Here is a 22,162-nt window from a genome sequence, read left to right as displayed (position 1 = left end):
AGCAAATGACATCGAATCGGTCAGAATTAAAGAAATCCAGCATCAAAACGACATGACCCGAATCGGCACGGCAGCGCTGTGGAAAGCCACCGCTGCGCCACGACGGCGATACTTCAACAGCCTGCTAAAGCGTGATGATCCTGTTCGAAAACTCGATTCCGTCCCCGGTCTCGCGCTCGGTCAATGAAAGGGGATCGGTCTTCTGCTTGCTGCCGTCGTTCAGATACTCGTAGCGAACATCGTAGCTTCCCGGCCTGATCTCCTTCAGCGTGAACGTTGCGCCAGCGGGGATATAGAATTCGCGCACCGGGCGATCCTTCTGCCCGCTTGTTGCACGCAGCCCGCCGTAGATATCGCGAGCTCCGTTGTGGATAGTGAGCGTTGAATTGCGGCCCGCGTTATTGATCCGCGCTTTCGACAGGGGGGGCTCAGGGTAGCGGAAAGGGACGACTTGATAAACCGAGATCCACTAGACCTGCGTAATGACAACACGATCGGCGCGCAGAAGCGTGGGCCGTGGGCAGATGCAGAGAGAGCTAAAGCTTATGTTCGGCCACGCTTGGACGAGGGATGGCTAAATTTCCAGCCAACTGTTCTCCTTGCCTTGGTCCACCGAGTAAGCGTGACGCTTCCCGGTCTGCCTCAGGTCGCCGACTTTTTCATGCCATGTCTCTATCGGTTCTCTTTTTATTTTTTTAGAAATTTTTAAATTTGATTTTTTGTCACTTAACTCTCGATAAAAAACGTAGGATGTGGAGCCGGGGGCAACGAGATGACGCATCAAGAAGGCGAGCCCGAACAGTCCATGAAACAAGCTGGTTAGGACTTGGATGGACGCAAAAATTCTAGCTGCGTCTGTTTTTGGGAAGAAGTCACCGTAGCCGACGGTAGTGGATGTTGCTACTGAGAAATAAAATGCCTCTTTGAAATCGCAGTCTCCATCGCTACATTGATGGCCGTTGTAATTTCCCAGAAAATACCAGCCTGAGGCATAAAATAATATCAATGAAATAAAGGTAAGTGCGTAGAGGGTAGGGATAATTCCTTCGAGGCGAAAAGAGTCACTCTTCGTGAATTGGGGATTTATGCATCTACATAAAATACAAACATAAAGAGCGACCCCTGAAAGTGATAAAAGATAGAATGCGGGTGATTTATTCCCGTGACCTCTGTACACCCACGCCACGACAGTTGGAAGAACCATAAGTGCGCAATTAACGAAAAGTAGCATTATGTTTTCGGGTTCTTTGAGTCTTGCGCAACCATCGATGAACGATCTATAAAGGCTCGGTTTATTCTGCATTTTTATAAGATTTGGTGTGATTATTTATGAACGGATGAGGCCGGGGTTAGCCGGCGCTGACTTACGGAGGACATCTGTGGGTACATCCTAATCAGTAACGGCGTTTAGTACGAAACCTGCAGGCATCAGGCAGCCATCTCGCGACAGGCCGAGGGCAGCGTGTACGAATGCGAGATCATTCCAATTGGCAGTTCTTCTACGGTTGACTACCTTTTCGGCTCGACCGTGTTGCGAATGCCTTTCGCTAATTTTCGCAGTTTCGCGGCGCATCTGTTCAAGCGTTGCCGTGTCGCGGCACTTTTGTCGAATGCGACCGGCTCGGTTGCGATGACGCCCGTCAAGCCCAGATTCTGTCATTTTGTTTCCATCCTTTTGAAGCCGCTGGCAACGACCAGCACGCTTAAAACGGACGCCAAGCCGAACGTCGGGTCGGGCATAAATGTCACTCGAAGCAATTGTGCGGATGAGAGCGGCCGAAGATGGACAGCATGGCAACATCTGTCATTCTGCAACTCGATAAAGGCGGAATGCGTCGTTAACGCCTAGTGTTCCACTGAAATCTGCATGACGGCGCACATATCCTCCCTCAGATACATCACGCCGATAGATGCTGTCGTCGCACCAGTCACTTACTGCCAAATGTGGATCGAAGACCGGGAACACCCAAGTAATCGTGTTGCCAAAGTCGTTGGCGAAATCGACGTGGCCATGTAGCAATAAATTTCCGTGTGATTCCCCGGTTGGAGTGGTCAACGGTCGGCCGTTGTTGTCGATAATTGTGATGCTTTGCATAACTGATAAATTCTGACAATGAATTCTGCAGCTGGCTGAATGCATTGCATCGAAATTAAACTTTGCGCCGTTCAAGAGGGTAAGGATGCACAGACTGATTTTTTTGCTTTGATTTGAAAGGGCTGTTTGATCAAATTTGAAATGATTTTCATTTAATATTTCCATTAGTTCATCGTGAAATTGATGGCTTTCGAAAGCCGGAGTCACTCGAATCGCATTTGCTAGAAATCTGATCGCATCGAGCGTTTCCGTCCCCGCGCCTTTGGATAAGGTGCAGGTTCGCGTCGCTTTATCTTCCGATAACAGCTTTTCGATGCGTGATTTCATGCGTTCGGGTGTCGCGCGAAACATGCCACGGAGTTCGCTCGCATCACACCTATCGGCTTGATATTTGAGCATTTTCTTGATGTAGGAAGGAAATGGCTCGAGCAAATTTAAGCTTTGTTTTTTAAATGAGTAATCGTGCAAAAACCGAAGGCTGAGCGTTATTGCCTCAATGGTCTCATTAAAAATTCCTCTGTCGCGCGCATCGTTGTGTGCGACGAAGTCAGCAACTTCCCTGAAGATTCGGTGACGACCAGCGAATTCGCGCAGTTTGATCAGTAGCAGATCGACATCTGTTTCGCCAAACTGGCCATTGACAATGTTGGCAATGAGTCGCTCCATCTTTACTCTTTCGTTTCCCCGAATCTGCATGCTCGCTGGTCACCGTGATAGTTCGTGTCAAGTCGCCCGTACCCGCGAGCGATGTTCCGACTATCGTATAGCTATCAAGCTGCCGTGAAAAGTCAATACATGTTCAGATCAGGGGCGTAAATTCGCCTATCGCTCCGACCAATCGTTTCGAGCATCGAGCCTGATCCTTAGGATGGGGCTCCATGCGATGGTCACTTTGACGCAAACAGCCCGATCGGTTCATACCGATCGGGCTGTTTGCTTTTCTGCGAAGGATCGCTCGCCGCGGGCAAAGCACCGAACGCATTGCTCACCTCCCGATACCGGAGGCGGCGATCCGTTGTTCGACGTATTGGGTAAGTAGTGCGTGTAGCTTGGTGCTGGGGTGAAGCCCGTCCGCGAACATGTAGGTCTGATCCGCCCCGGCCACCGTATACATTGCCGGCGTGCAAAACAGCGACGAAGCGATCGATGCGCCGAACGCAGCCGGTGTCATACCGTTGAGCGCGCTCGCGTTGGCTTGGCCGTAGGCGGTGGCCGCCGCTTGCATTCGCGCTACGTTGCAGGCGGTCCCCGTGTTCGTAACCGTGAAGCCTACCGCTGCGGCGTTATTGCTCGCCAATAGATTGTCGATGAACGTATAGGCGTCCACGTAAATCACCTTGTTCGAAATGCCGGCATTCGATAGCGCTTGTGTCAGCGTCATGTTGAACAGATTGCTCAACTGACTCAAAAACGACGAATAGTATCCTCCGCCTAGGCTGAGTCCCGCGGGCATTGCGCCGAGGTCCGGTGCGTTCACGAGCACGACCTGCGTGGCGCCGTTTTGCACCACGGTATCGACAGCGGCTGCAAGCGCATTAGCGGCGCCTTGCACGGCCGCGACCGCCTGACCGATGAACGACGCATTGTTGCCGTTCTTGATAAACGTGTTTATCGCCACCCACAGATCGCTCGTGCCCCCGTCGATAAGTACGAGCTGGTTCGAGTTGAAGCGCTTGTATTGAATGAGATAGTTTGCGATCTGAGTGTCGATCGGCGTCGCGCTTAGCGCCGGAGCGCCTAACCCTGGTTGAAGCGTCGCCCGGGCGCCTCCTTCGGCGAAACCGAGCCCGCCCGCATCCGTTTCGCCGGTCAATGTGAATCCGCCGTTGCGCGCCGGCGTCAACGAACCGCCATAGTACGTTGCTACGCTTTGGGCCCACACTTGCCCGGGATTCGTCGTGAACTGGTCCCCTCCGAAGTTCGGTTCGGCGTACCACCCGTAGGTGCCCACGTCCGAGAGACTGTCGCCGAAGGAAACGACTTGCAGCACGATACCGCCGGGAGGTCCCGCGTTCGTCGGGGGTGAGGGGGCGTCGTCGCCTCCACAAGCCGTGAGCACTGCAATGGCGATCGCTGCGATGGGGGCTCGAGCCCTGCGCAGCCAAGTGTCGTATCGGGCTTTCACGATGCTACGCATGATGCAGATCCGCTCAAAAGAGTGTGGGGGCGAGGTCGTAGTCGCTCGGGCGGCCGACATCGAGCCAATGTTCGAACACCGGGAAGCACGACACGCGTCCGCCACGGCGAATCTGCTCGTGTGTGACATCCGTCATGTGGTACGCGCCCTCCTTGGGTAGAGTGGCGAACACCTTGGGCGACAGGAAGTAAATGCCGCTATTGACGAGATAGCTGAGCGTCGGCTTCTCCTCGATATGCGTGACGCGCGACTCGGCCGCCTCGATGACGCCGAACGGCACTTGAAAGCTGTACCGCGTCGCCGCGATCGTCATGGCCGATTCCGTACGCAGGTGGTAGGCGAGGAACATGCCGATATCCAGATTGGTCAAGATATCGCCGTTGAACACCAGGGTGGCGTCTTCGCGATGAGACAGGCACGAGAGCGCGCCGCCGGTGCCGAGCGGCTCCTGTTCGTGAATATAGTCGATCGGCACGCCGAACCGCTCACCGTTGCCGAAGTGATCGACGATCTTCTCATGCAGGTAGTGGGTCGTGATAAAGATGCGATGTGCGCCGTGGTTCACGAGTTTTTCGATGCTGATCTCGAGCATCGGCCGCCCGTTGACATGCAGCATCGGTTTCGGCGTGTTTTCCGTCAGCGGACGCAACCGCGTGCCGAAGCCGCCCGCCATCACCACCGCCGTGAAAGGGCGGTTGCAGTACGCGGGTGACGAATCGATGCTTCGATGATCGATGACCTCAACGGGTACACCCCGATGGTCCACCAGTATCAATTGACGCAGCAAATGCTTGCGGAACAGGGCGCATCGCTCGGCTCTGGACGAATTGACGGGTGCCACGATGGGCCTGGGCCGGGAGCTTCGCAGCTTCAGTTCGTTGATATGGCGCGCCGTAACATTGAGCTGCTTTCCTTCCAAGAACGCACGGCGAACGTCGCCGTCGGTCGCGATATTGAGGAAGCGGCCCTCGTCGTCGTAGATCAGCGCGCAACCGAGGGATCCGCTGAATTGGATGCATCTGACGACGTCGGACAGGCTGTCGTTCAGCGAGACTTTGAGTTTGTCGATCTGCGCGTTTGCCAAGGTTGTCCCTCCAGCCAATACATCGTTCTCGAAGCAATCGGAGCCCGCTCGATAGGGCCGGCGGATCCCGGGCCTGCGGCACCTATTTGCGCAGATCGGATTGATAGTCGACATATGCGGAAAATGATTTGTGAAGAAATCCTTTATTGCATATCTCTTGAGGTCGGAGTAAACAATGAAATCGTTTATGGCTTGTTTCGAATGGACCTAGGGTGGTGCTGCGGAGTCGGGGCGCTGGCGATTTTGACCCTCGGCCGGTCCCGCGCGCGTCTTCTCGGCGGTTCGAGTGCTCGTCAGGCTGGCCAGCAAGCAAAACTGCTTTCATATCTTTGGGTGTCGCAGAAATTGCTGACTTAATACCATAGGTCAGAATGCTAGCGACGGGTAGTTCGGCGTTCGATGCTGATATTTCGGTGTGCTGAATATCGAAATATAGGGACGGGGTGCGTGTAATTTTTATTCGATGACGGCGTTCGGACCGCTATTGGCAGCTAAAAGGTGGTGATCTTTAACGGAACAAACGCTTAAAACCGTCGTGCGACACGTACCAAACGGTGGTTGTGGTCATGGGCGGACTACGCCGCTCAGTGGCTTCCCGCTGGCGGGGCGTGGTTCTATCGGGCGTTGGCCAATGCCCAACACACGCGAGAGTGCGGCACGGGCTGGCTTTTCATAGAGTCGATAGACCAGCGTCGAGACGGAGAGCGTAATTGCCGTGAACGCCGCACAACGTCCAGCGACGCTCGGCAAGTGTTGGGCGATGTCCGTCTCGGGAGAAACCCTGAACATGGGGAAGACCAGTGTATGAACGAAATATAGCGAGTAACTGATTTCGCCGAGCAATAGTAACGGTGCGAGCGATAAAAATTTTGCACCCAAACCGCGTTCGCGGCTCATGAGATAAATCGCTGGCGGGACTGCGATGATGTAGAAAAAGTGCATGGCGGCGCCTTCGAATAACCAGGGTATCGAAAAACCGATTTCGCTGACGAACGACGCGCCGATGTAAGCCAATCCACATACTCCCGCGGTTTTTCCAAAAAAATCCAATGCCGGCGAGCATAGGTTTTGCCGACGGGCGAGCCATATCTCGCCGATGCCGATTCCAGCGAGGAATTCGAAGCAGCGTCCATAGGGGCAGTAATAAACGAGCCACTCGTAGACGTTCAGCAACGGCGACTCTCCAAACTTCATGGCGATCCAGTGCTGGAGGACGCTCGTCCCAGCCGCAAGGAGGAACAGTCCGCGCGCAGTGATGGATGCGATCACAATGACGATCCCGCGCGAGATCGACGGCGTGCTCGCCTTTCGCATAATGATTAACGGCACGAACAACATATAAAAGAATAATTCCGTGCTAACGGACCATGCGGGGTTGCCGAGAGCCTGAGAGATCGTCACGTTTGTATTGCCGATGACAGCGTACAGCCAAGACTGAATGCCGAGCAGATAGAGCGGCAGCGTAGCGACGTAGATGGATGCCTCGGTTGAGTGACCCCTTACGAGGGCGCGTCCCACATTCAAGGCGAAATTCAGCAAGACGTAGGCGAGCAGGAGCGGATAAAGGCGTGCAAATCGCGCGGCCGCGAAGTGCAGCGTGCCTTCGCGACGCTCGGTGGTTATGCGATGAGCATAATTGTAGTACATAACGAAACCGCTGAGCACAAAGAAGATCGTCATGCCAAGGATGCCCGTTTTGATCAATGCCGGCCGGGCGCGCGTAAGACCCAGAGGGAGCATCAGCAGGCTCGCGTGGTTGATTACAACTAAGACGGCGGCGATACCTCTGAGACTCGTCAAAGGAAGAATCGTGGGTCGCATGGCGTATGGGGCTTTTTGGGCGTTTAAAGCCAAGCAGACTATCTTGATCCGGCGTCTGCTACAACCGGCCAGTATTCAAGCGCGCAGGCGGAGTATGTGGGAGCCGCCGCCCTGTCGCATCCGGTTCTCGGCGGCAATCCCGTAGTTTCCCGCTTTCCTCGCGCCGGGCTGCATCCCATAATGGAATGTCATGCTGCAGAGCGTGCGGCTAGCGCGCGAGCCGGGAGGTGAGTTGAGCGAGTCGGCGGACGAAACACGGATTTTTCTTTCGACGTTGCGGCCCGGCCGCCGAGAGCGCCAACTCGCGCTCGGTGCCGTCGCGGTATCCGTCATCGTATTCGCCGTGCTGGCGCCGTTCGCCAAGTGGTCGCTCCCGATGGTTTGGGCATTCGTGCCGATCTATCAGTCCGCGCTCGCCGTATGCGATTTGCTGACCGCGGCGCTATTCATCGGCCAATACCACATTCTTTTTTCCCGGCCGCTCCTTATTCTTGCCGGCGGCTATCTGCTGAGCGCGTGCATGGCGATCGCCCACACGCTGTCCTTTCCTGGATTGTTTTCGCCTACGGGTCTGCTCGGTTCCGGCCCCCAGACCACCGCCTGGCTTTATATGATGTGGCACGGGGCGTTCCCGCTGGCGGTAATCGCCTATGCGCGTGCGCGCCCGATCGCCGAATGCGTTCGGCCGGCCTCGCCGTGGCGCAACGCCGCGATCTGCATCGCGCTGGCCGTGTCGCTGTCTTGCCTGATGACCGCCATCGCGACGGTCGGCCATCCATGGCTACCCCCGCTCATGCGCGGCTCGCACGAAGCGGGCTGGATCCGCCCAGTGGTGTCGATCGTCTGGTTGCTGAACTTCGTCGCGTTGGCGATTCTGATCGCACGGCGCGCGCGCACGATCCTCGACCTCTGGCTCATCGTCGTGCTCTGCGCTTGGGTCTTCGACATCGCGCTGTCGGCGGTGCTGAATCACGCGCGTTTCGACTTGGGTTTTTACGCGGGGCGCATTTACGGTCTCATCGCATCGAGCTTCGTGCTCGTGGCGATGACGTTCGACAATATCCAGCTCTACGCGCGCGTGGTGCAAGCGCTCGGACGCGAGCGCGCCGAGCGTCAGCTCGTGCAGCATCGAACGATGGAATTGAACGAGGCCAAGGCATTGCTCGAGCAACGCGTTCAGGCGCGTACAGCCGCATTGGCGGAGTCCAATCGCGATTTGCTGCGCGAGGTCACGGAGCGTCAGCGCACACAGGCCGCGCTTGTTTTGTCACAGAAAGAGCTGCGCGAGGTGGCCGCGATGAGCAGTTCGGCCCGAGAACAGGAAATGCGCCGGATCTCTCGCGAATTGCATGACGAACTCGCGCAGACCCTTGCCACGTTGAGGATCGAGACCGATTGGCTGCGAGAAGCGACGGCGGGTGCGCCCGAGGACGCGGCGACTCGGTCGAGGCTCGCCGCGATGCGCGCGTTGCTCGACGAAGCGGTCGCATCGACACGGCGGATCGCATCCGATTTGCGGCCCCTCGTGCTCGACGATCTCGGTCTCGTTGCCGCGGTGCAATGGCTCGTTCAAAACTTTACGCAGCGCACCGGGGTGCCGTGCAACTTGACGCTCGATCCGCCGGATATCGAGCTTACGGAGCCGTACGCGACCGCGACGTTTCGAATTTTGCAGGAGTCGCTGACGAATGTCGCACGCCATGCGCATGCCACGCATGTCGAGGTCGGCGTGGCACGTGCGCATGACCGGGTCGTGCTGACGATACGCGATGATGGCGTCGGGTTCGATCCCGCGCGGCCGCGCAAGGCCGCGTCGTTCGGGCTGGCCGGGCTGCGCGAGCGTGCTTATCTCGTCGATGGCGAACTGCGCATCGATTCGGCGCCCGGGCGCGGCACGACCATCGAAGTCCGTATCCCATTGCAAGCCGCGCAGGAGCGCGAGTTGTCATAGCGTTCGTTCGCGCGAGCGAAGCTTTGGCATTAGAGATCGACGATTTTGTCCCAAGCAAATAGCGGATTCTCGAGCCGATTGCGGCGGCGGTCCACATAGCCGCGCGGGTTGCAGACGACGCGCGTGCCGTTTGCCTCGTAATCGAACGGCGTATGCGTGTGACCATGAATCCATAGGTCGACAGGCGGCCCGACGAGCTCGGCTATGTGGCTGATAAATCCGGCCGATGCGAGGTCGCCCGCGTAGCGTGGCGCAAGGCTCGCGCGATGCGGCGCATGGTGGGTGACGACGATCGTCTTGCCGCCGAACGGCCGTGCCAGCTCGCGCGCGAGCCAGTCGCGCGCATGGCGATGCATCGCCAGCGTATCGGCCGGCTCGAACAGGCGCGGGGCGTTGGCCTGTGCAGACGAGCCCGGAACGCCGGACGGCCAGGTCACTTGGATCGGTCCGCGGAAATCGAGCATCACCTTTTGCGCGGCGGCGATCGCGGCTGCGACGGCTTCCTCGTTCGAGCCGAACAATTCGAAGTCGGTCCATAGCGTCGTGCCGAGCACTCGCCAACGGCCGTCGGGATCGACCAGCGTCTCGTTGTTCAGGTAGTGGACCCGATCGACGCTCGCCGCCGCATCGCGCATGGCGACTTCGAGCGCGCCGAACTCGCCGTCGTAATACTCGTGATTGCCGGGCACATAGACGACAGGCGCATGGGTGCCGAACGTTTCGGCAGCCCAGCGGATGCCTTCGGCATGGTTGTGGATATCGCCGGCCAACACGATCAAGTCGGCATCGGCATGGGGAATGACTTCCGGCTCGTCGCACTCGAGGTGCAGGTCGGACAACACGCGGATTTTCACGAGGCACCCGTTGGCGCGATCTGACTCGGTGAGGGAATGGGCCGCGGCGCCCGCTATGGCGCACGGCCCGTCGATGATGCTTAGCGTAGCACTTTGCCCGGGTTCATCAGGCCGAGCGGATCGAGCGCGGCCTTCAGCGTGCGCATGATTGCCATCTCGACCGGCGACTTGTAGTGCGCCGCATCGTCGACTTTCAATTGTCCGATACCGTGCTCGGCGCTGAGCGTGCCGCGATGGCGATGAACGCTGTCGTAGACGATGCGGTTCAATTGCGCTTGATAACGCGCGAGAAACGCCGGCGCGTCGTCGCCTTCGGGGGCTTGCAAGTTGTAATGGAGGTTGCCGTCGCCGAGGTGGCCGAACGTGACCATGCGGGCGCCCGGTATCGCTTGCGCGATGGCCGCGTCGGTCTGCTCGATGAACGTGCCGATGCTCGAAATCGGCACCGCGATGTCATGTTTGACGTTCAAGCCTTCCTCGGCCTGCGCGAGCGGGATATGCTCGCGCAGGTCCCAGAACGCGCGCGATTGCGCGAGGTTTTCGGCCACGACGGCATCCTCGACGAGGCCCGATTCGAGCGCTTCTTGCATCAACTGTTCGAACAGCGCGCGCGCGTGCGCTTCGCTTTCGTTGTCGGAGAGCTCGAGCAGCACGACCTGCGCGTGCCGTTCGCCGAACGGATAACGCATTTGCGGGAAGTGCTTGCCCACTAGCTGCAGGCAAAAATCGGACATCAGTTCGAAGCCCGTCAGCAGCGGGCCCGCGTAGCGGTGCGCCAATGCGAGAAAATCCAAGGCGGCGTGCGGCGAGGCGAGGGCGGCCAGCGCCGTGACACTCGCCGCCGGCAATGGGTAAAGCTTCATCACGGCCGCGGTAATGATGCCGAGCGTGCCCTCGGCGCCAATGTACAAATCGCGCAAATCGTAGCCCGTGTTGTCCTTGCGCAGCGCACGCAGCCCATCCCAGATTTCCCCTTGCGGCGTGACGACTTCCAGGCCGAGGCACAACTCTCGCGTATTGCCGTACCGAAGGACCGCCGTGCCGCCCGCGTTCGTCGCGAGGTTACCGCCGATCGTGCAACTGCCCTCGGCGGCGAGGCTCAGCGGAAACAGCCGGTCGGCCGCGCGTGCGTGATTTTGCACTTCGGCTAGAACGACGCCTGCTTCGACGGTGATCGTATTGTTGTGGGCATCGATCGCGCGGACGCGGTTTAGCCGCGCAAGGCTCACGACGGCCTGGCTTCCGCTCGCATCCGGCGTCGCGCCGCCCGCGAGCCCCGTGTTGCCGCCTTGCGGCACCAGTGCGACACGATGCGCGTTGGCGAGTGCAACGATCGCGGCGACTTCCTGCGTCGTGCCCGGGCGTAGCACGGCGCAGGCGGCGCCGGTGTAGCGGCGCCGCCAATCCGTCAAAAAGGGCGCGGTATCGTGCGGCTCCGTGAGCACATGCGCGGCGCCGATGGCATCGCGGCAAGCGCTGACGAACGCGGTGAGGGTAGGCGATAGGGTGTCGGTCATGATGAACGTTTGTAGCTACTGGCCGGCGGTGCCGGCTTCGCGGCGAGCCGCGCGAGCCGCGCGTTTGAACGGGGCGACATAGGCGAGCGCGCAGGCGAGAAAGCTCGTCGCGAGCGCCACTTCGATCCAGGCGAGCCGCGCCGACGCGCCGGCGTCGGTCATACCGCGCACGATGCCTTCGGCCATGTACAGCAACACGAGCATCGACGCCCACTGCAACGTGTAGAGCTTGCGTCGCCAGACGCCGGGCAGCGCGCAAAGAAGCGGGACAGCCTTGAGCACGAATGCCGAGCCACCGGGACGGAGCGGGGCAAGCCAGCACTCCCACAGCACCGCGAGCACGATCAAGGCCACGAGCGCGAGCGTCGCGCCTCGCGCCCAATGTCCGCGTGCCGCGACGGCCTGCGATGCCTCGCTTGCCCGGTTGGCCGTCATGAGCGGCCCGCCAGCATCGACGCCGTGCGCGCAAGGCGCGCGCCGAGCGCCACCGCGAGCATCTTTTCATCGGCAGAGAGCGCCGATTCGCGCGCCCCGGCGCCCGCGACATGCGAGGCGCCGTAAGGGGTGCCGCCGGTTTGCGTGGTGGACAGCGCGCTCTCGGTGTAAGGAATGCCGAGCATCAGCATGCCGTGGTGCAACAGCGGCAGCATCATCGACAGCAGGGTCGATTCTTGGCCCCCGTGCAAACTACCGGTGGACGTGAATACACAGGCGGGCTTGCCGGCTAGGGCGCCGCTCATCCATTGCGGGGCCGTGCCGTCGAGGAAGTATTTCAGCGATGCGGCCATGTTGCCGAAGCGGGTGGGAGAGCCGAGCGCCAGACCCACGCACTCCTCGAGGTCGCGCGCTTCGGCGTAGGGCGGGCCATCGGGCGGAATGGCCGGCTCGACGGCTTCGCTCACGGCCGAGACGGCGGGCACGGTACGCACGCGTGCCTGCATGCCGGGTACGCTGTCCACACCTTGGGCAACGGCCAAGGCCAAATCGCGCGTCGCGCCGTGCCGACTGTAATAGAGTATGAGAATGTCTTTCATAAGGGCGTGGTCGTGAGCGGCTTATTATAGGGGCACGCCGGCCGCTAGCCGCCGGCCCACGCCGCCGTCGAACTATCAGGAGAACGATTCTTGCGGACGCTCAGCTCCGAATTGGACACGCTCAAACGTCTGGGGCGCTTTGCCGTGAAGCGCAGCCGTGAGGACCGCATCGCGCAAGTCGCGGGAAGCCTCACGTTCACCACGATGCTCGCGATCGTCCCGCTCGCGACGGTTGCGTTCGCGCTGTTCACGGCGTTTCCGATCTTTGCCCAGTTCCAGGCGTCGCTGCAGACGTTCCTCGCGCAGCATTTGATGCCCGATCAGATCAACAGTCAGATCTTCAAGTATCTGAACGAGTTCGCCTCGAAGGCGAAAGGGCTGACGACAGCCGGCATGATCGTGCTGTTCGTCACCTCGGTCATGACGATGATGACGGTCGAATCGGCCTTCAACGTGATCTGGCGCGTGGCCAAGCCGCGTCCGCTCGCGCAGCGCGTGCTCGTGTATTGGGCGATCGTGACGCTCGGCCCGCTCCTGATCGGCGTGAGTTTGTCGATCTCGTCTTATCTGTTCGCCCGCTCCAGCGTACTCGCCGGTGGGTACGTACCTTCATTGCTGGAATGGGCGCTGACCGGCGCCGCGTTGCCGCTGACCGCGCTCGCTTTCGCGCTGCTTTACGTGTACCTGCCCAATTGCGCGGTGCAGTGGCGCGACGCCGTGGTGGGCGGGCTGCTGGCCGCGATCGCCTTCGAATTCGCCAAGCGCGGCTTCGGCTTCTACGTGCGGCGGATACCGACCTACACCGCGGTATACGGCGCTTTCGCGCTCGTGCCGATGTTCCTGCTCTGGGTGTATCTGTGCTGGTTCATCACGCTTGCCGGGGCGACGTTCGTTTCGGCGTTGCCCGCGATTCGCGTGGGGCAGTTTCATCGGCGCCACTACGCGGGCAGCGACTTGCTCGATGCGCTGGAGTTGCTCGTTCGGCTGGACGAAGCCCGTGAGGCGGGACAGCCCGGCCGCACGCCGATGGAGCTTGCTCGCATGCTTCGCTGCGATATCGATACGGTTACGCGGCTCTTGGGCAAGCTTGCGCGGCGCGAGTGGGTGACGCGGCTCGCGGACGACTCCGAGCTACGTTTCGTGCTGATCGCGAACCCGACGCAGATTACCGTGGGACGCTTATTCGATATATTCGTTATCGATCGGGGCGAACTCGAATACCAGTTGCGGCTCGATTCGACGCGCGTCGATACCGCGCTACTGCTCGATGCACTGCACAATCCGAAGCTCGAGCTGACGATCGCGACGCTAGTGGCGGCCCGCAACGAGCGCGAGCCGCTCGGGCGCGACGGTCAGCCGGTGCGGGCACCGTGGCCGCATCAGCCGGCCTAGCGCGTCCCCTATAGCGGGATTTTGCCGACGCAAATGTCTTTGAACATCACCCAATCGCCCATCAAGCTGTAAAGCGGATGCCGGAACGTGGCGGGGCGGTTCTTCTCGAAGACGAAGTGGCCGACCCAGGCAAAGCCGTAGCCGCACACGAGCGCAGCCGGCAGCCAGAGCCAGCCGCCCGTGGCGACAGCCATCGCTAGGCATCCGATCACGCCGAGGGAGCCCACGAAGTGCAGCCGGCGGCAGGCCGTATTTCGATGCTCGCCGAGATAAAAGGGGTAGAACTCGCTGAAACTCGCGAAATGGGCCGTATGAGCGCCGTGAGTCATCGCTTCCTCCGTTTGCGCCGATGGCGCACACGCCGACTTCCCTGGCATGCGCGCCGACGAGATCCATTGTCGGGCGATTGCCGCGCAGGCGCAACCCGGCCGTCCGGCCGAGTCGCTCCCGCACCGGCCCACGCGTGTCGTCAGGCCTCTTGTGCCGCGGCGGCCTTGCCGGCAAACGCGTAAAGCGCATCGAGCGTGGCGTCGGGCTGCTCGCTCATCAACGCATGTCCCGCATCGAGGGTCACGACATCCACCGCCGCTCCCGCCCCTTTCAAGGTATCGACCAGGGCGCGCGTGGCCCGTGCCGGGGTCATCATGTCCTTCGCGCCAAGCACGAGCCGCACCGGGCAGCGCACTTGCGCGGCGCGCTCCAAACCTGCCGCGTAGCTGTTGCAGGCGGCGAAATCGGTATGGAATAGCCTCGGCTCGCCGCGAGCCGCGACCCGTTCCATCAACCGTTGGTTTACGCCATGCAGCCAAAAGCCCGGACCGGGGCACGACGGTTTGGCCGCAATGCTCGAATGCGACCATCGATTGACGAGATCGATCGCCTCGGGCTCGCGATTGAGGGCGGCGTCGAGTAGGGCGTCCGAGACGGCCATGGGCACGGCGCTCGCCACGAGCGCGGCGCCGAGCGCGCGCTCGGGATAGCGGCCGGCGAAGTCGAGCGCCACGAGCGAGCCCATACTGTGTCCGATTACCAGCGCACGTTCGGCCCCGGCCGCATCGAGCACCTGTGCGAGCCAATCGGCGAGCGCCTCGATCGTCGTCTTGGCGGGCCCTTCGCTGCGGCAGTGGCCGGGCAGATCGAGCGCCAATACGTTCCAGCCGTGATGGGCGAAGTATCGGCTTTGCAGTGCCCAAACGCTGTGGTCGTGCTGAGCGCCGTGGATGAAGACGGCGGTCGGCAGCGCCGCGTCGAAGCGCTTGCCGCCGGTGTACGCATAGGCGATTTTGCCTTGGACGGTCAGGTTCACGGCTGCTCCTTCGACGGCGCGCTCGGGACCGGCTTCGCCGTGGTCTTACCTGCCGCTTTCAGCGCGCGTTTCAGGTCGTCGATGAGATCGTCGGGGTCTTCGAGGCCGATCGACAGACGGATCGTCCCCTCGGCAATGCCTGCCGCGGCCAGGGCGGCGGCATCCATGCGGAAATGCGTGGTCGAGGCCGGATGGATGACGAGCGAGCGCGCATCGCCTACGTTGGCGAGGTGCGAAAACAGCGTCAACGCTTCGATGAAGCGGCGGCCCGCCGCGCGATCGCCGCGCAGATTGAAGCTGACCACGGCGCCGGCGCCGCGCGGCAGCAGGCGCATGGCCAGCGCGTGGTCGGGGTGCGAGTCGAGTTCGGGATACGCAACCGATTCGACACCCGCATGGCCTACGAGGAATTCGACGATTTTGCGCGTATTGGCGACGTGCCGCTCCATCCGCAGAGGCAAGGTCTCGATGCCTTGCAGCAACTGCCAGGCGGCTTGCGGGTGCAGGCACGCGCCGAAATCGCGCAGGCCTTCGCGGCGGGCGCGCAGCAGGAACGGCGCGACGGTGCTTTCCTCGGCGAAGACCATGCCGTGAAAACCGTCGTACGGTTCGGTGAATTCGGGAAACCGGCCGGACGCCGCGAAATCGAAGGTGCCGCCATCCACCAGCACGCCGCCGATCGTCGTGCCATGGCCGCCGAGAAATTTGGTGGCCGAGTGATAGACGAAGTCGGCGCCGTGCTCGAACGGCTTAATGAGATACGGCGTGGTGAACGTGGAATCGACGAGCAGCGGGACGGCATGGGCGTGCGCGATTTGCGCGAGCGCCTCGATGTCGAGCACGTCCAGATTCGGATTGCCGAGCGTTTCGCCGAGGAAAAGGCGCGTGTTCGGGCGCACCGCCGCGCGCCATGCGTCCAGGTCGCGCGGCGCGACGAACGTCGTTTCGATGCCGAAGCGGCGTAGCGTGTAATGCAGGAAATTATGCGAGCCGCCGTACAAAGCGCTGGAGGCGACGATGTGCGAGCCGGCGCCCATCAGGGTGACGATGGCCAAGTGCAGGGCAGCTTGACCGCTCGCGGTGCCGATCGCGCCCACCCCGTTCTCGAGCGCCGCGACGCGCTCCTCGAAAACGGCGACGGTCGGATTCGAAATGCGCGAATAGACGTGGCCCGCCCGTTCCATGTTGAATAGGGCGGCCGCGTGGTCGGCATCGCGAAAGACGAACGCGGTGCTTTGGTAGATTGGCGTGGCGCGCGCGCCCGTGGCGGGATCGGGGGCCGCGCCGGCGTGCAGCGCGAGCGTGTCGAAGCGGTTGGCGGACATGTCGTCGGCCGGGCGAACCCGGCAAAGGTGGCGGTGGCGGCCATCGTAACATCGGCTGGTGCCGGATCGGCTCGAAGCATGCCTCGCCGGCCGTCCGGCCGATGGGCGCCTCGCTTTCCTTTTAGAAGCCTTTCCGCTAGCATCGACCGATCCACTCAAGCATCACCGGGAGATAGACATGAGAGTCAGCGACATCCTGAAGGTCAAGGGCAATACTTTGTATACGGTCACGCCCGACACGGCGCTGCACGATGCCGTCAATACGATGGCGGAGCATGACATCGGCTCGCTCGTCGTCATGGAATTCGGCGATCTCGTCGGCATGCTGACATTCCGCGAGATCATCCTGACGCTGAAGAAGAACGACGGCACCGTCGGCACGGCCACGATCCGCAAGGTAATGGACGACCATCCGATTACCTGTACGCCCGAAACGGACGTCAACGAGGTGCGCCGCATCATGCTCGAGCACCATGTGCGCTATCTGCCGGTGATGGAAAACCGCACGTTGATGGGCGTCATTTCGTTCTACGACGTGGCCAAGGCGGTGGTGGAGGAGCAGAGCTTCGAAAACCGCATGCTCAAGGCCTATATCCGCGATTGGCCCGAGGAAGGGCAATCGAGGGAGACGCGCTGACCGCATGAGTGATCAACCGTTGCCGGCCGCTTCGTTGCCGCGTCGCGCCTCGCGCGAAAACCATTCCCAATTCTCGCTGTTTCGCGAGCGGCGATTCGCCCCGTTCTTTTGGACGCAATTTCTCGGCGCGCTGAACGATAACGTTTTCAAGGTTGGGTTCAGCTCGCTCGTGACCTACCAGGCCGCGCGGTTCTCGGGCATCGATCCGAAGACGGCCGCGTTCCTGATTTCCGCCATCTTCATCCTGCCGTTCGTGCTGCTGTCCGCCACGTCCGGGCAGATCGCCGACAAATTCGACAAAGCCACGCTGACACGCTTCGTCAAGACATTCGAAATCGTCGTGATGCTGATCGGCGGCGCCGGTTTCATCACGCATCATGCGGTACTGCTTTTCCTGTGCACGTTCCTCATGGGCGTGCATTCGACGCTGTTCGGGCCGGTCAAATACGCGTATCTGCCGCAGCATCTGGACGATCGCGAACTCGTCGGCGGCAACGGTCTCGTCGAAATGGGCACTTTCGTGGCGATCCTGATCGGCACGATCATCGGCGGTGCCGCCGCCGGAGCGCCCGAGCACGGCGCCTGGGTGCTGGCCGGCGTGTGTTTGCTCGTAGCGCTCGCCGGGCGCTACATTTCCAGCGGTGTGCCTGTTTCCCCGGCATCGCAGCCGGAGTTGCGGATCAACTGGAACCCCTTCACCGAGACCTGGCGCAACTTGGCGCTCGCGCGGACGAACCGTACGGTCTTTTTGAGCTTGCTGGGCATTTCCTGGCTCTGGTTCGTCGGCGCGACGTTTCTCACGTCGTTTTTCAACTACGCGAAAGATGTCCTATCGGCCAATCCCGATGTCGTCACGGTACTGCTCGCCACGTTTTCGCTGGGGATCGGAACGGGCTCGCTGCTGTGCGAGCGGCTTTCGAAGCGGCGTGTCGAAATCGGACTCGTGCCGCTCGGTTCGATCGGCATCAGCGTGTTCGCGCTCGACCTCTACTGGGCAAGTCGCGGGTACGCCCCCATGGGGCGGTTGATCGGTGTCGGCGAATTCCTGGCCCGTGCGCGCGACTGGCGCATCCTCGCCGATCTGTTCTTGCTCGCGATGTTCGGCGGTTTCTACAGCGTCCCGCTGTACGCGTTGATCCAAAGCCGCTGCCAAAGCACTCACCGGGCGCGCATCATCGCCGCGAACAATATTCTCAATGCCTTCTTCATGATCGTGTCGGCATTGATGGCCATCGGGCTGACTTCGCTCGGTGTGAGCATTCCGGGGATTTTCGCGGTCACGGCATTGCTCAATATCGTCGTCGCCGGCTACATCTACTCGCTGGTGCCCGAGTTCTTGCTGCGGTTCGTGGCTTGGGTGCTCGTACATACGTTTTATCGGATTCGGCTCGTGCATGCCGAGCGCATTCCCGAGGAAGGCGCGGCGGTGCTGGTCTGCAATCATGTGAGTTATGCCGACGCCGTCGTCATCATGGCCGAGAGCCCGCGGCCGATCCGGTTCGTCATGGATCATCGGATCTTCCGCTCGCCGTTCTCCGGCTGGTTGTTTCGTCACGCGAAAGCCATCCCGATCGCGCCGGCGCATGAAGATCCCGTGATGCTCGCCAAGGCCTACGAGGCCTGCGCCGCGGCGTTGGCCGACGGTGAGCTCGTCTGCATTTTTCCGGAAGGCAAGCTCACGCGCGACGGCGAAATGAACACGTTCCGCCACGGCATCACGCAGATCTTGGAGCGCACGCCCGTTCCCGTCGTGCCGATGGCGCTGCGCGGGCTATGGGGCAGCGTGTTTTCCCGTCATGCCGATGCGCATTGGCCCCGCCCTTTGCGAAAGGGCGTCATGAGCCGGCTCACGCTGGCCGTTGCCGAGCCGCTCGAGCCCACCGCCGCCACGCCCGAGGCGCTGCAAGCCATCGTGGCCGAACTGCGCGGCGCCCGGCGCTAGCGCGCGCCACACGGTCCGGCGCTAGCGCGCGCTTGGCCCGGTAGCGCCCGCCGCGGGCGCGGGGCAAGGCATAATATCGCCTTGCCCCTTCTTGCTCATTCATTCTCTCGAGGCCACCTTCATGTCCGGCAATACACTCGGCACGCTTTTCACCGTCACGACGTTCGGCGAGTCGCACGGGCCGGCGATCGGCTGCGTGATCGACGGTTGCCCCCCGGGGATGGCGCTTTCGGAAACCGACATCCAAGGCGAGCTCGATCGCCGCAAGCCGGGCACGTCGCGGCACGTGACGCAGCGCCAGGAAGAGGACAAGGTGGAGATCCTCTCGGGCGTATTCGAAGGCGTGACCACCGGCGCGCCTATCGCGCTTTTGATCCGCAATACCGACCAGCGCAGCAAGGATTACGGCAACATCGTCGAGACGTTCCGGCCCGGGCATGCCGACTACACCTACTGGCAGAAATACGGTATTCGCGACTACCGCGGAGGCGGACGTTCGTCGGCCCGGCTCACGGCGCCCACGGTGGCGGCCGGCGCGGTCGCGAAGAAATGGCTGCGCGAGAAGTTCGGCGTCGAAGTGCGCGGCTATATGAGCGCGCTGGGGGAGATCGAGATTCCGTTCGTCGACTGGTCGCATGTCCGCGAAAATCCGTTCTTTGCGCCGAACGCCGATATCGTGCCGGAGCTCGAAGCGTACATGGACGCGCTGCGTAAGGACGGCGATTCGATCGGCGCGCGCATCAATACGGTGGCCACGGGCGTGCCGGTGGGGTGGGGTGAACCGCTGTTCGACCGCCTCGACGCCGATATCGCACACGCCATGATGGGAATCAACGCGGTGAAGGGCGTCGAGATCGGTGCCGGGTTCGCCAGCGTCGCTCAGCGTGGCTCGGTCCACGGCGACGAACTGACGCCGCAGGGGTTCGTCGGTAATCACGCGGGCGGGGTGCTCGGGGGAATTTCGACCGGCCAGGACATTACGGTGTCGATTGCGATCAAGCCCACGTCGAGCATTCGCACGCCGCGCCGCTCCATCGACAAGCAAGGTCAACCGTCCATCGTCGAGACGTTCGGCCGCCACGACCCATGCGTCGGCATTCGCGCGACGCCGATCACCGAGGCAATGCTGGCACTGGTCTTGATCGACCATGCATTGCGTCACCGCGCGCAATGCGGCGACGTGAGCGTGGCCACGCCGAAAATTCCGGCCAGCGCGCCCTGAGGCGAACACGGTCGATGGGCCCGCGAAGGCGTTCGCGGGTGAAGCGTAACGGGCCGCCGGCGAAGCGGCCCGTTTTCGTTGCGGCTTGGCCGGTTACATATTCGCGTAATTCGGTCCGCCGCCGCCTTCAGGCGTCACCCACACGATGTTTTGCGTCGGGTCTTTGATGTCGCACGTTTTGCAATGCACGCAGTTTTGCGCATTGATGACGAGCCGCTCGGCGCCATCGTCGTTCTTGACGAACTCGTACACGGCAGCGGGGCAGTAGCGCCCCTCGGGGCCCGCGTAGGTGTGCAGGTTGACGTTCACGGGCACCGAAGGGTCCTTGAGCGTCAAATGCGCGGGCTGGTTTTCCTCATGATTCGTGTTCGAGAGGAAGACGGACGAAAGCCGATCGAACGTCAGTTTGCCATCCGGTTTCGGATAGTCGATCGGCGTGCACTGCGCAGCGGGCTTGAGCATCTCGTGATCGCGGTGCTGGTGATGGAGCGTCCAAGGTACGTTGCCGCCCAGCAGCTTTTCCTCGATGCCGACCATCAGCGTGCCCAGGTACAGCCCCTTGCTCATCCACTGCTTGAAGTTGCGCGCGCGATGCAGTTCTTTGTGCAGCCACGAGTGCTTGAACGAATCGGGGTAGGCCGCGAGTTCGTCGCCTTGGCGGCCCGCTTGCACCGCGTCGAATGCCGCTTCGGCCGCCAGCATGCCGCTCTTGATCGCCGCATGGCTGCCTTTGATGCGCGAGGCATTCAGGAAACCAGCATCGTCGCCGACGAGCGCGCCGCCCCGGAATACGAGCTTCGGCAGCGACAGGATGCCGCCTGCCGTGATCGCGCGGGCGCCGTATGACAGACGTTTGCCGCCCTCGAGGAATTGACGGATTTCCGGGTGCGTCTTGTAGCGCTGGAATTCCTCGAACGGCGAGAGATACGGATTGGTATAGCCGAGCCCCACGACGAAGCCCACCATCACTTGATTGTTGTCGATGTGATAGAGGAACGAGCCGCCGTAGGTTTGCGTGTCCAACGGCCAGCCTGCCGTATGGATCACGAGCCCTGGTTTATGCTTGGCCGGATCGATCTCCCAGAGCTCCTTGATGCCGATCCCGTAGACCTGCGGGTCGGCGCCCTCGTCGAGCTTGAACTTCGCGTTCAACTGACGCCCGAGATGCCCGCGTGCCCCTTCGCAGAACAGCGTGTATTTCGCGTGCAGCTCCATGCCGAGCTGGAAGTTCTCGGTCGGCTCGCCGTCCTTGCCGATCCCCATGTTGCCCGTGGCGACGCCTTTTACCGATCCGTCGTCGTTGTAGAGCACCTCGGCGGCTGCGAAACCGGGGAAGATCTCGACGCCGAGCGCTTCCGCTTGCTGGCCTAGCCAGCGCGTGACGTTGGCGAGGCTGATGACGTAGTTCCCGTGATTCTTGAAGTTGTCCGGCAGCGCCCAGTTCGGCGTCTTGACCGCGCCCTTTTGCGTCAGAAAGAGGAACCGGTCTTCGGTCACTTCCACGTTCAACGGCGCGCCTTTCTCCTTCCAGTCGGGGATGAGCTCGCTAATGGCGCGAGGGTCCATCACGGCGCCCGACAAGATGTGCGCGCCGATCTCCGAACCCTTCTCCAGCACGCACACGCCGACGTCGACGCCCTTTTCCTGTGCGAGCTGCTTGAGCCGGATGGCCGCGGACAGACCGGCGGGGCCGCCGCCGACGATGACGACGTCGTATTCCATCGACTCGCGCGGGCCGTACTGCTCGATCAGACTTTCGGGGGTCATTGGGGCTCCTTAACCATTAGAATGCTTTTTTTCGGGTTCGTATTGTCAGCGAACGGTAGGGACGCTGCAACCGCATGG

General features: G+C 61.3%; 19 protein-coding genes. 6 read left to right on the top strand and 13 right to left on the bottom strand.

Going from position 1 to position 22,162, the window contains the following annotated elements; genetic code table 11:
* Nucleotides 1–187 (top strand): hypothetical protein (locus tag C0Z18_RS33685; protein ID WP_233217519.1); only part of this gene is annotated, 187 nt, incomplete at its 5' end.
* A gap of 387 nt (nucleotides 188–574) precedes the next feature.
* Here C0Z18_RS33685 and C0Z18_RS27560 read toward each other — a convergent pair.
* The 5 genes from C0Z18_RS27560 to C0Z18_RS27535 form a co-directional block, all read right to left on the bottom strand.
* Complete coding sequence (locus C0Z18_RS27560) at nucleotides 575–1,204, bottom strand: ion channel (RefSeq protein WP_158244317.1); 630 nt, start codon at nucleotides 1,202–1,204, stop codon at nucleotides 575–577.
* Between the two features lie 600 nt (nucleotides 1,205–1,804).
* Complete coding sequence (locus tag C0Z18_RS27555; RefSeq protein WP_102648603.1) at nucleotides 1,805–2,761, bottom strand: hypothetical protein; 957 nt, start codon at nucleotides 2,759–2,761, stop codon at nucleotides 1,805–1,807.
* Between the two features lie 319 nt (nucleotides 2,762–3,080).
* Nucleotides 3,081–4,232 (bottom strand): SGNH/GDSL hydrolase family protein, encoded by a 1,152-nt coding sequence (locus tag C0Z18_RS27550; protein ID WP_102648602.1) that lies wholly within the window; start codon nucleotides 4,230–4,232, stop codon nucleotides 3,081–3,083.
* A gap of 13 nt (nucleotides 4,233–4,245) precedes the next feature.
* Entirely contained in the window at nucleotides 4,246–5,316 is a 1,071-nt protein-coding gene (locus C0Z18_RS27545; protein WP_158244316.1) for a nucleotidyltransferase family protein, read from the bottom strand.
* 564 nt (nucleotides 5,317–5,880) lie between these two features.
* On the bottom strand, nucleotides 5,881–7,116 hold the full coding sequence (locus C0Z18_RS27535) for an acyltransferase family protein (protein WP_158244315.1): 1,236 nt from the start codon (nucleotides 7,114–7,116) through the stop codon (nucleotides 5,881–5,883).
* Nucleotides 7,117–7,369: 253 nt separating this feature from the next.
* On the opposite strand from C0Z18_RS27535, the gene C0Z18_RS27530 reads away from it, so the two are divergent.
* Entirely contained in the window at nucleotides 7,370–9,088 is a 1,719-nt protein-coding gene (locus C0Z18_RS27530; protein ID WP_102648617.1) for a sensor histidine kinase, read from the top strand.
* Between the two features lie 29 nt (nucleotides 9,089–9,117).
* Here C0Z18_RS27530 and C0Z18_RS27525 read toward each other — a convergent pair whose 3' ends face one another.
* The 4 genes from C0Z18_RS27525 to wrbA all read right to left on the bottom strand — a co-directional run bounded on the left by C0Z18_RS27525 (nucleotide 9,118) and on the right by wrbA (nucleotide 12,493).
* Nucleotides 9,118–9,942 (bottom strand): metallophosphoesterase, encoded by an 825-nt coding sequence (locus C0Z18_RS27525; RefSeq protein ID WP_102648598.1) that lies wholly within the window; start codon nucleotides 9,940–9,942, stop codon nucleotides 9,118–9,120.
* Nucleotides 9,943–10,022: 80 nt separating this feature from the next.
* On the bottom strand, nucleotides 10,023–11,459 hold the full coding sequence (locus C0Z18_RS27520; protein ID WP_102648597.1) for an FAD-binding oxidoreductase: 1,437 nt from the start codon (nucleotides 11,457–11,459) through the stop codon (nucleotides 10,023–10,025).
* Nucleotides 11,460–11,474: 15 nt separating this feature from the next.
* Nucleotides 11,475–11,894 (bottom strand): DUF2069 domain-containing protein, encoded by a 420-nt coding sequence (locus tag C0Z18_RS27515; RefSeq protein ID WP_102648596.1) that lies wholly within the window; start codon nucleotides 11,892–11,894, stop codon nucleotides 11,475–11,477.
* Nucleotides 11,891–12,493, bottom strand: a complete 603-nt coding sequence (gene wrbA / locus C0Z18_RS27510) for an NAD(P)H:quinone oxidoreductase (protein ID WP_102648595.1) — start codon at nucleotides 12,491–12,493, stop codon at nucleotides 11,891–11,893. Before wrbA ends, C0Z18_RS27515 begins: the two co-directional genes overlap by 4 nt.
* A gap of 90 nt (nucleotides 12,494–12,583) precedes the next feature.
* On the opposite strand from wrbA, the gene C0Z18_RS27505 reads away from it, so the two are divergent.
* Nucleotides 12,584–13,885, top strand: coding sequence for a YihY family inner membrane protein (locus tag C0Z18_RS27505; RefSeq protein WP_102648594.1), 1,302 nt, complete (start codon nucleotides 12,584–12,586; stop codon nucleotides 13,883–13,885).
* Nucleotides 13,886–13,893: 8 nt separating this feature from the next.
* Here the strand turns inward: C0Z18_RS27505 and C0Z18_RS27500 are convergent, their stop codons facing one another.
* From C0Z18_RS27500 to C0Z18_RS27490, 3 genes are all read right to left on the bottom strand, one after another.
* On the bottom strand, nucleotides 13,894–14,214 hold the full coding sequence (locus C0Z18_RS27500) for an Mpo1-like protein (RefSeq protein ID WP_102648616.1): 321 nt from the start codon (nucleotides 14,212–14,214) through the stop codon (nucleotides 13,894–13,896).
* Nucleotides 14,215–14,354: 140 nt separating this feature from the next.
* On the bottom strand, nucleotides 14,355–15,191 hold the full coding sequence (locus tag C0Z18_RS27495; protein ID WP_102648593.1) for an alpha/beta fold hydrolase: 837 nt from the start codon (nucleotides 15,189–15,191) through the stop codon (nucleotides 14,355–14,357).
* The gene (locus C0Z18_RS27490) at nucleotides 15,188–16,516 is read right to left on the bottom strand and encodes an O-acetylhomoserine aminocarboxypropyltransferase (RefSeq protein WP_102648592.1); all 1,329 of its coding nucleotides are present in this window, start codon (nucleotides 16,514–16,516) and stop codon (nucleotides 15,188–15,190) included. Before C0Z18_RS27490 ends, C0Z18_RS27495 begins: the two co-directional genes overlap by 4 nt.
* A gap of 178 nt (nucleotides 16,517–16,694) precedes the next feature.
* On the opposite strand from C0Z18_RS27490, the gene C0Z18_RS27485 reads away from it, so the two are divergent.
* From C0Z18_RS27485 to aroC, 3 genes are all read left to right on the top strand, one after another.
* Complete coding sequence (locus C0Z18_RS27485) at nucleotides 16,695–17,153, top strand: CBS domain-containing protein (protein WP_102648591.1); 459 nt, start codon at nucleotides 16,695–16,697, stop codon at nucleotides 17,151–17,153.
* A 4-nt stretch (nucleotides 17,154–17,157) separates the two neighbouring features.
* Complete coding sequence (locus tag C0Z18_RS27480) at nucleotides 17,158–19,095, top strand: MFS transporter (protein ID WP_102648590.1); 1,938 nt, start codon at nucleotides 17,158–17,160, stop codon at nucleotides 19,093–19,095.
* A 121-nt stretch (nucleotides 19,096–19,216) separates the two neighbouring features.
* Complete coding sequence (gene aroC, locus C0Z18_RS27475; RefSeq protein ID WP_102648615.1) at nucleotides 19,217–20,317, top strand: chorismate synthase; 1,101 nt, start codon at nucleotides 19,217–19,219, stop codon at nucleotides 20,315–20,317.
* Nucleotides 20,318–20,410: 93 nt separating this feature from the next.
* On the opposite strand, the gene C0Z18_RS27470 is transcribed toward aroC, so the two are convergent.
* Complete coding sequence (locus C0Z18_RS27470) at nucleotides 20,411–22,084, bottom strand: electron transfer flavoprotein-ubiquinone oxidoreductase (protein WP_102648589.1); 1,674 nt, start codon at nucleotides 22,082–22,084, stop codon at nucleotides 20,411–20,413.
* Between the last annotated feature and the right edge of the window lie 78 nt (nucleotides 22,085–22,162).

Origin of the sequence: Trinickia dabaoshanensis (genome assembly GCF_002879885.1) — a bacterium.
In the GTDB taxonomy this organism is placed as follows: domain Bacteria; phylum Pseudomonadota; class Gammaproteobacteria; order Burkholderiales; family Burkholderiaceae; genus Trinickia; species Trinickia dabaoshanensis.
Note: the sequence above shows the minus strand (reverse complement) of the source record. Positions and strands in the feature narration are given on the sequence as shown.

Bases quoted from the DNA above. Each gene is read 5' to 3' on its own strand.
- C0Z18_RS27560 (WP_158244317.1), bottom strand. From the start codon at position 1,204: ATGGTTCTTCCAACTGTCGTGGCGTGGGTGTACAGAGGTCACGGGAAT.
- C0Z18_RS27555 (WP_102648603.1), bottom strand. From the start codon at position 2,761: ATGGAGCGACTCATTGCCAACATTGTCAATGGCCAGTTTGGCGAAACA.
- C0Z18_RS27550 (WP_102648602.1), bottom strand. From the start codon at position 4,232: ATGCGTAGCATCGTGAAAGCCCGATACGACACTTGGCTGCGCAGGGCT.
- C0Z18_RS27520 (WP_102648597.1), bottom strand. From the start codon at position 11,459: ATGACCGACACCCTATCGCCTACCCTCACCGCGTTCGTCAGCGCTTGC.
- C0Z18_RS27515 (WP_102648596.1), bottom strand. From the start codon at position 11,894: ATGACGGCCAACCGGGCAAGCGAGGCATCGCAGGCCGTCGCGGCACGC.
- wrbA (WP_102648595.1), bottom strand. From the start codon at position 12,493: ATGAAAGACATTCTCATACTCTATTACAGTCGGCACGGCGCGACGCGC.
- C0Z18_RS27500 (WP_102648616.1), bottom strand. From the start codon at position 14,214: ATGACTCACGGCGCTCATACGGCCCATTTCGCGAGTTTCAGCGAGTTC.
- C0Z18_RS27490 (WP_102648592.1), bottom strand. From the start codon at position 16,516: ATGTCCGCCAACCGCTTCGACACGCTCGCGCTGCACGCCGGCGCGGCC.
- C0Z18_RS27485 (WP_102648591.1), top strand. From the start codon at position 16,695: ATGAGAGTCAGCGACATCCTGAAGGTCAAGGGCAATACTTTGTATACG.
- C0Z18_RS27480 (WP_102648590.1), top strand. From the start codon at position 17,158: ATGAGTGATCAACCGTTGCCGGCCGCTTCGTTGCCGCGTCGCGCCTCG.
- aroC (WP_102648615.1), top strand. From the start codon at position 19,217: ATGTCCGGCAATACACTCGGCACGCTTTTCACCGTCACGACGTTCGGC.
- C0Z18_RS27470 (WP_102648589.1), bottom strand. From the start codon at position 22,084: ATGACCCCCGAAAGTCTGATCGAGCAGTACGGCCCGCGCGAGTCGATG.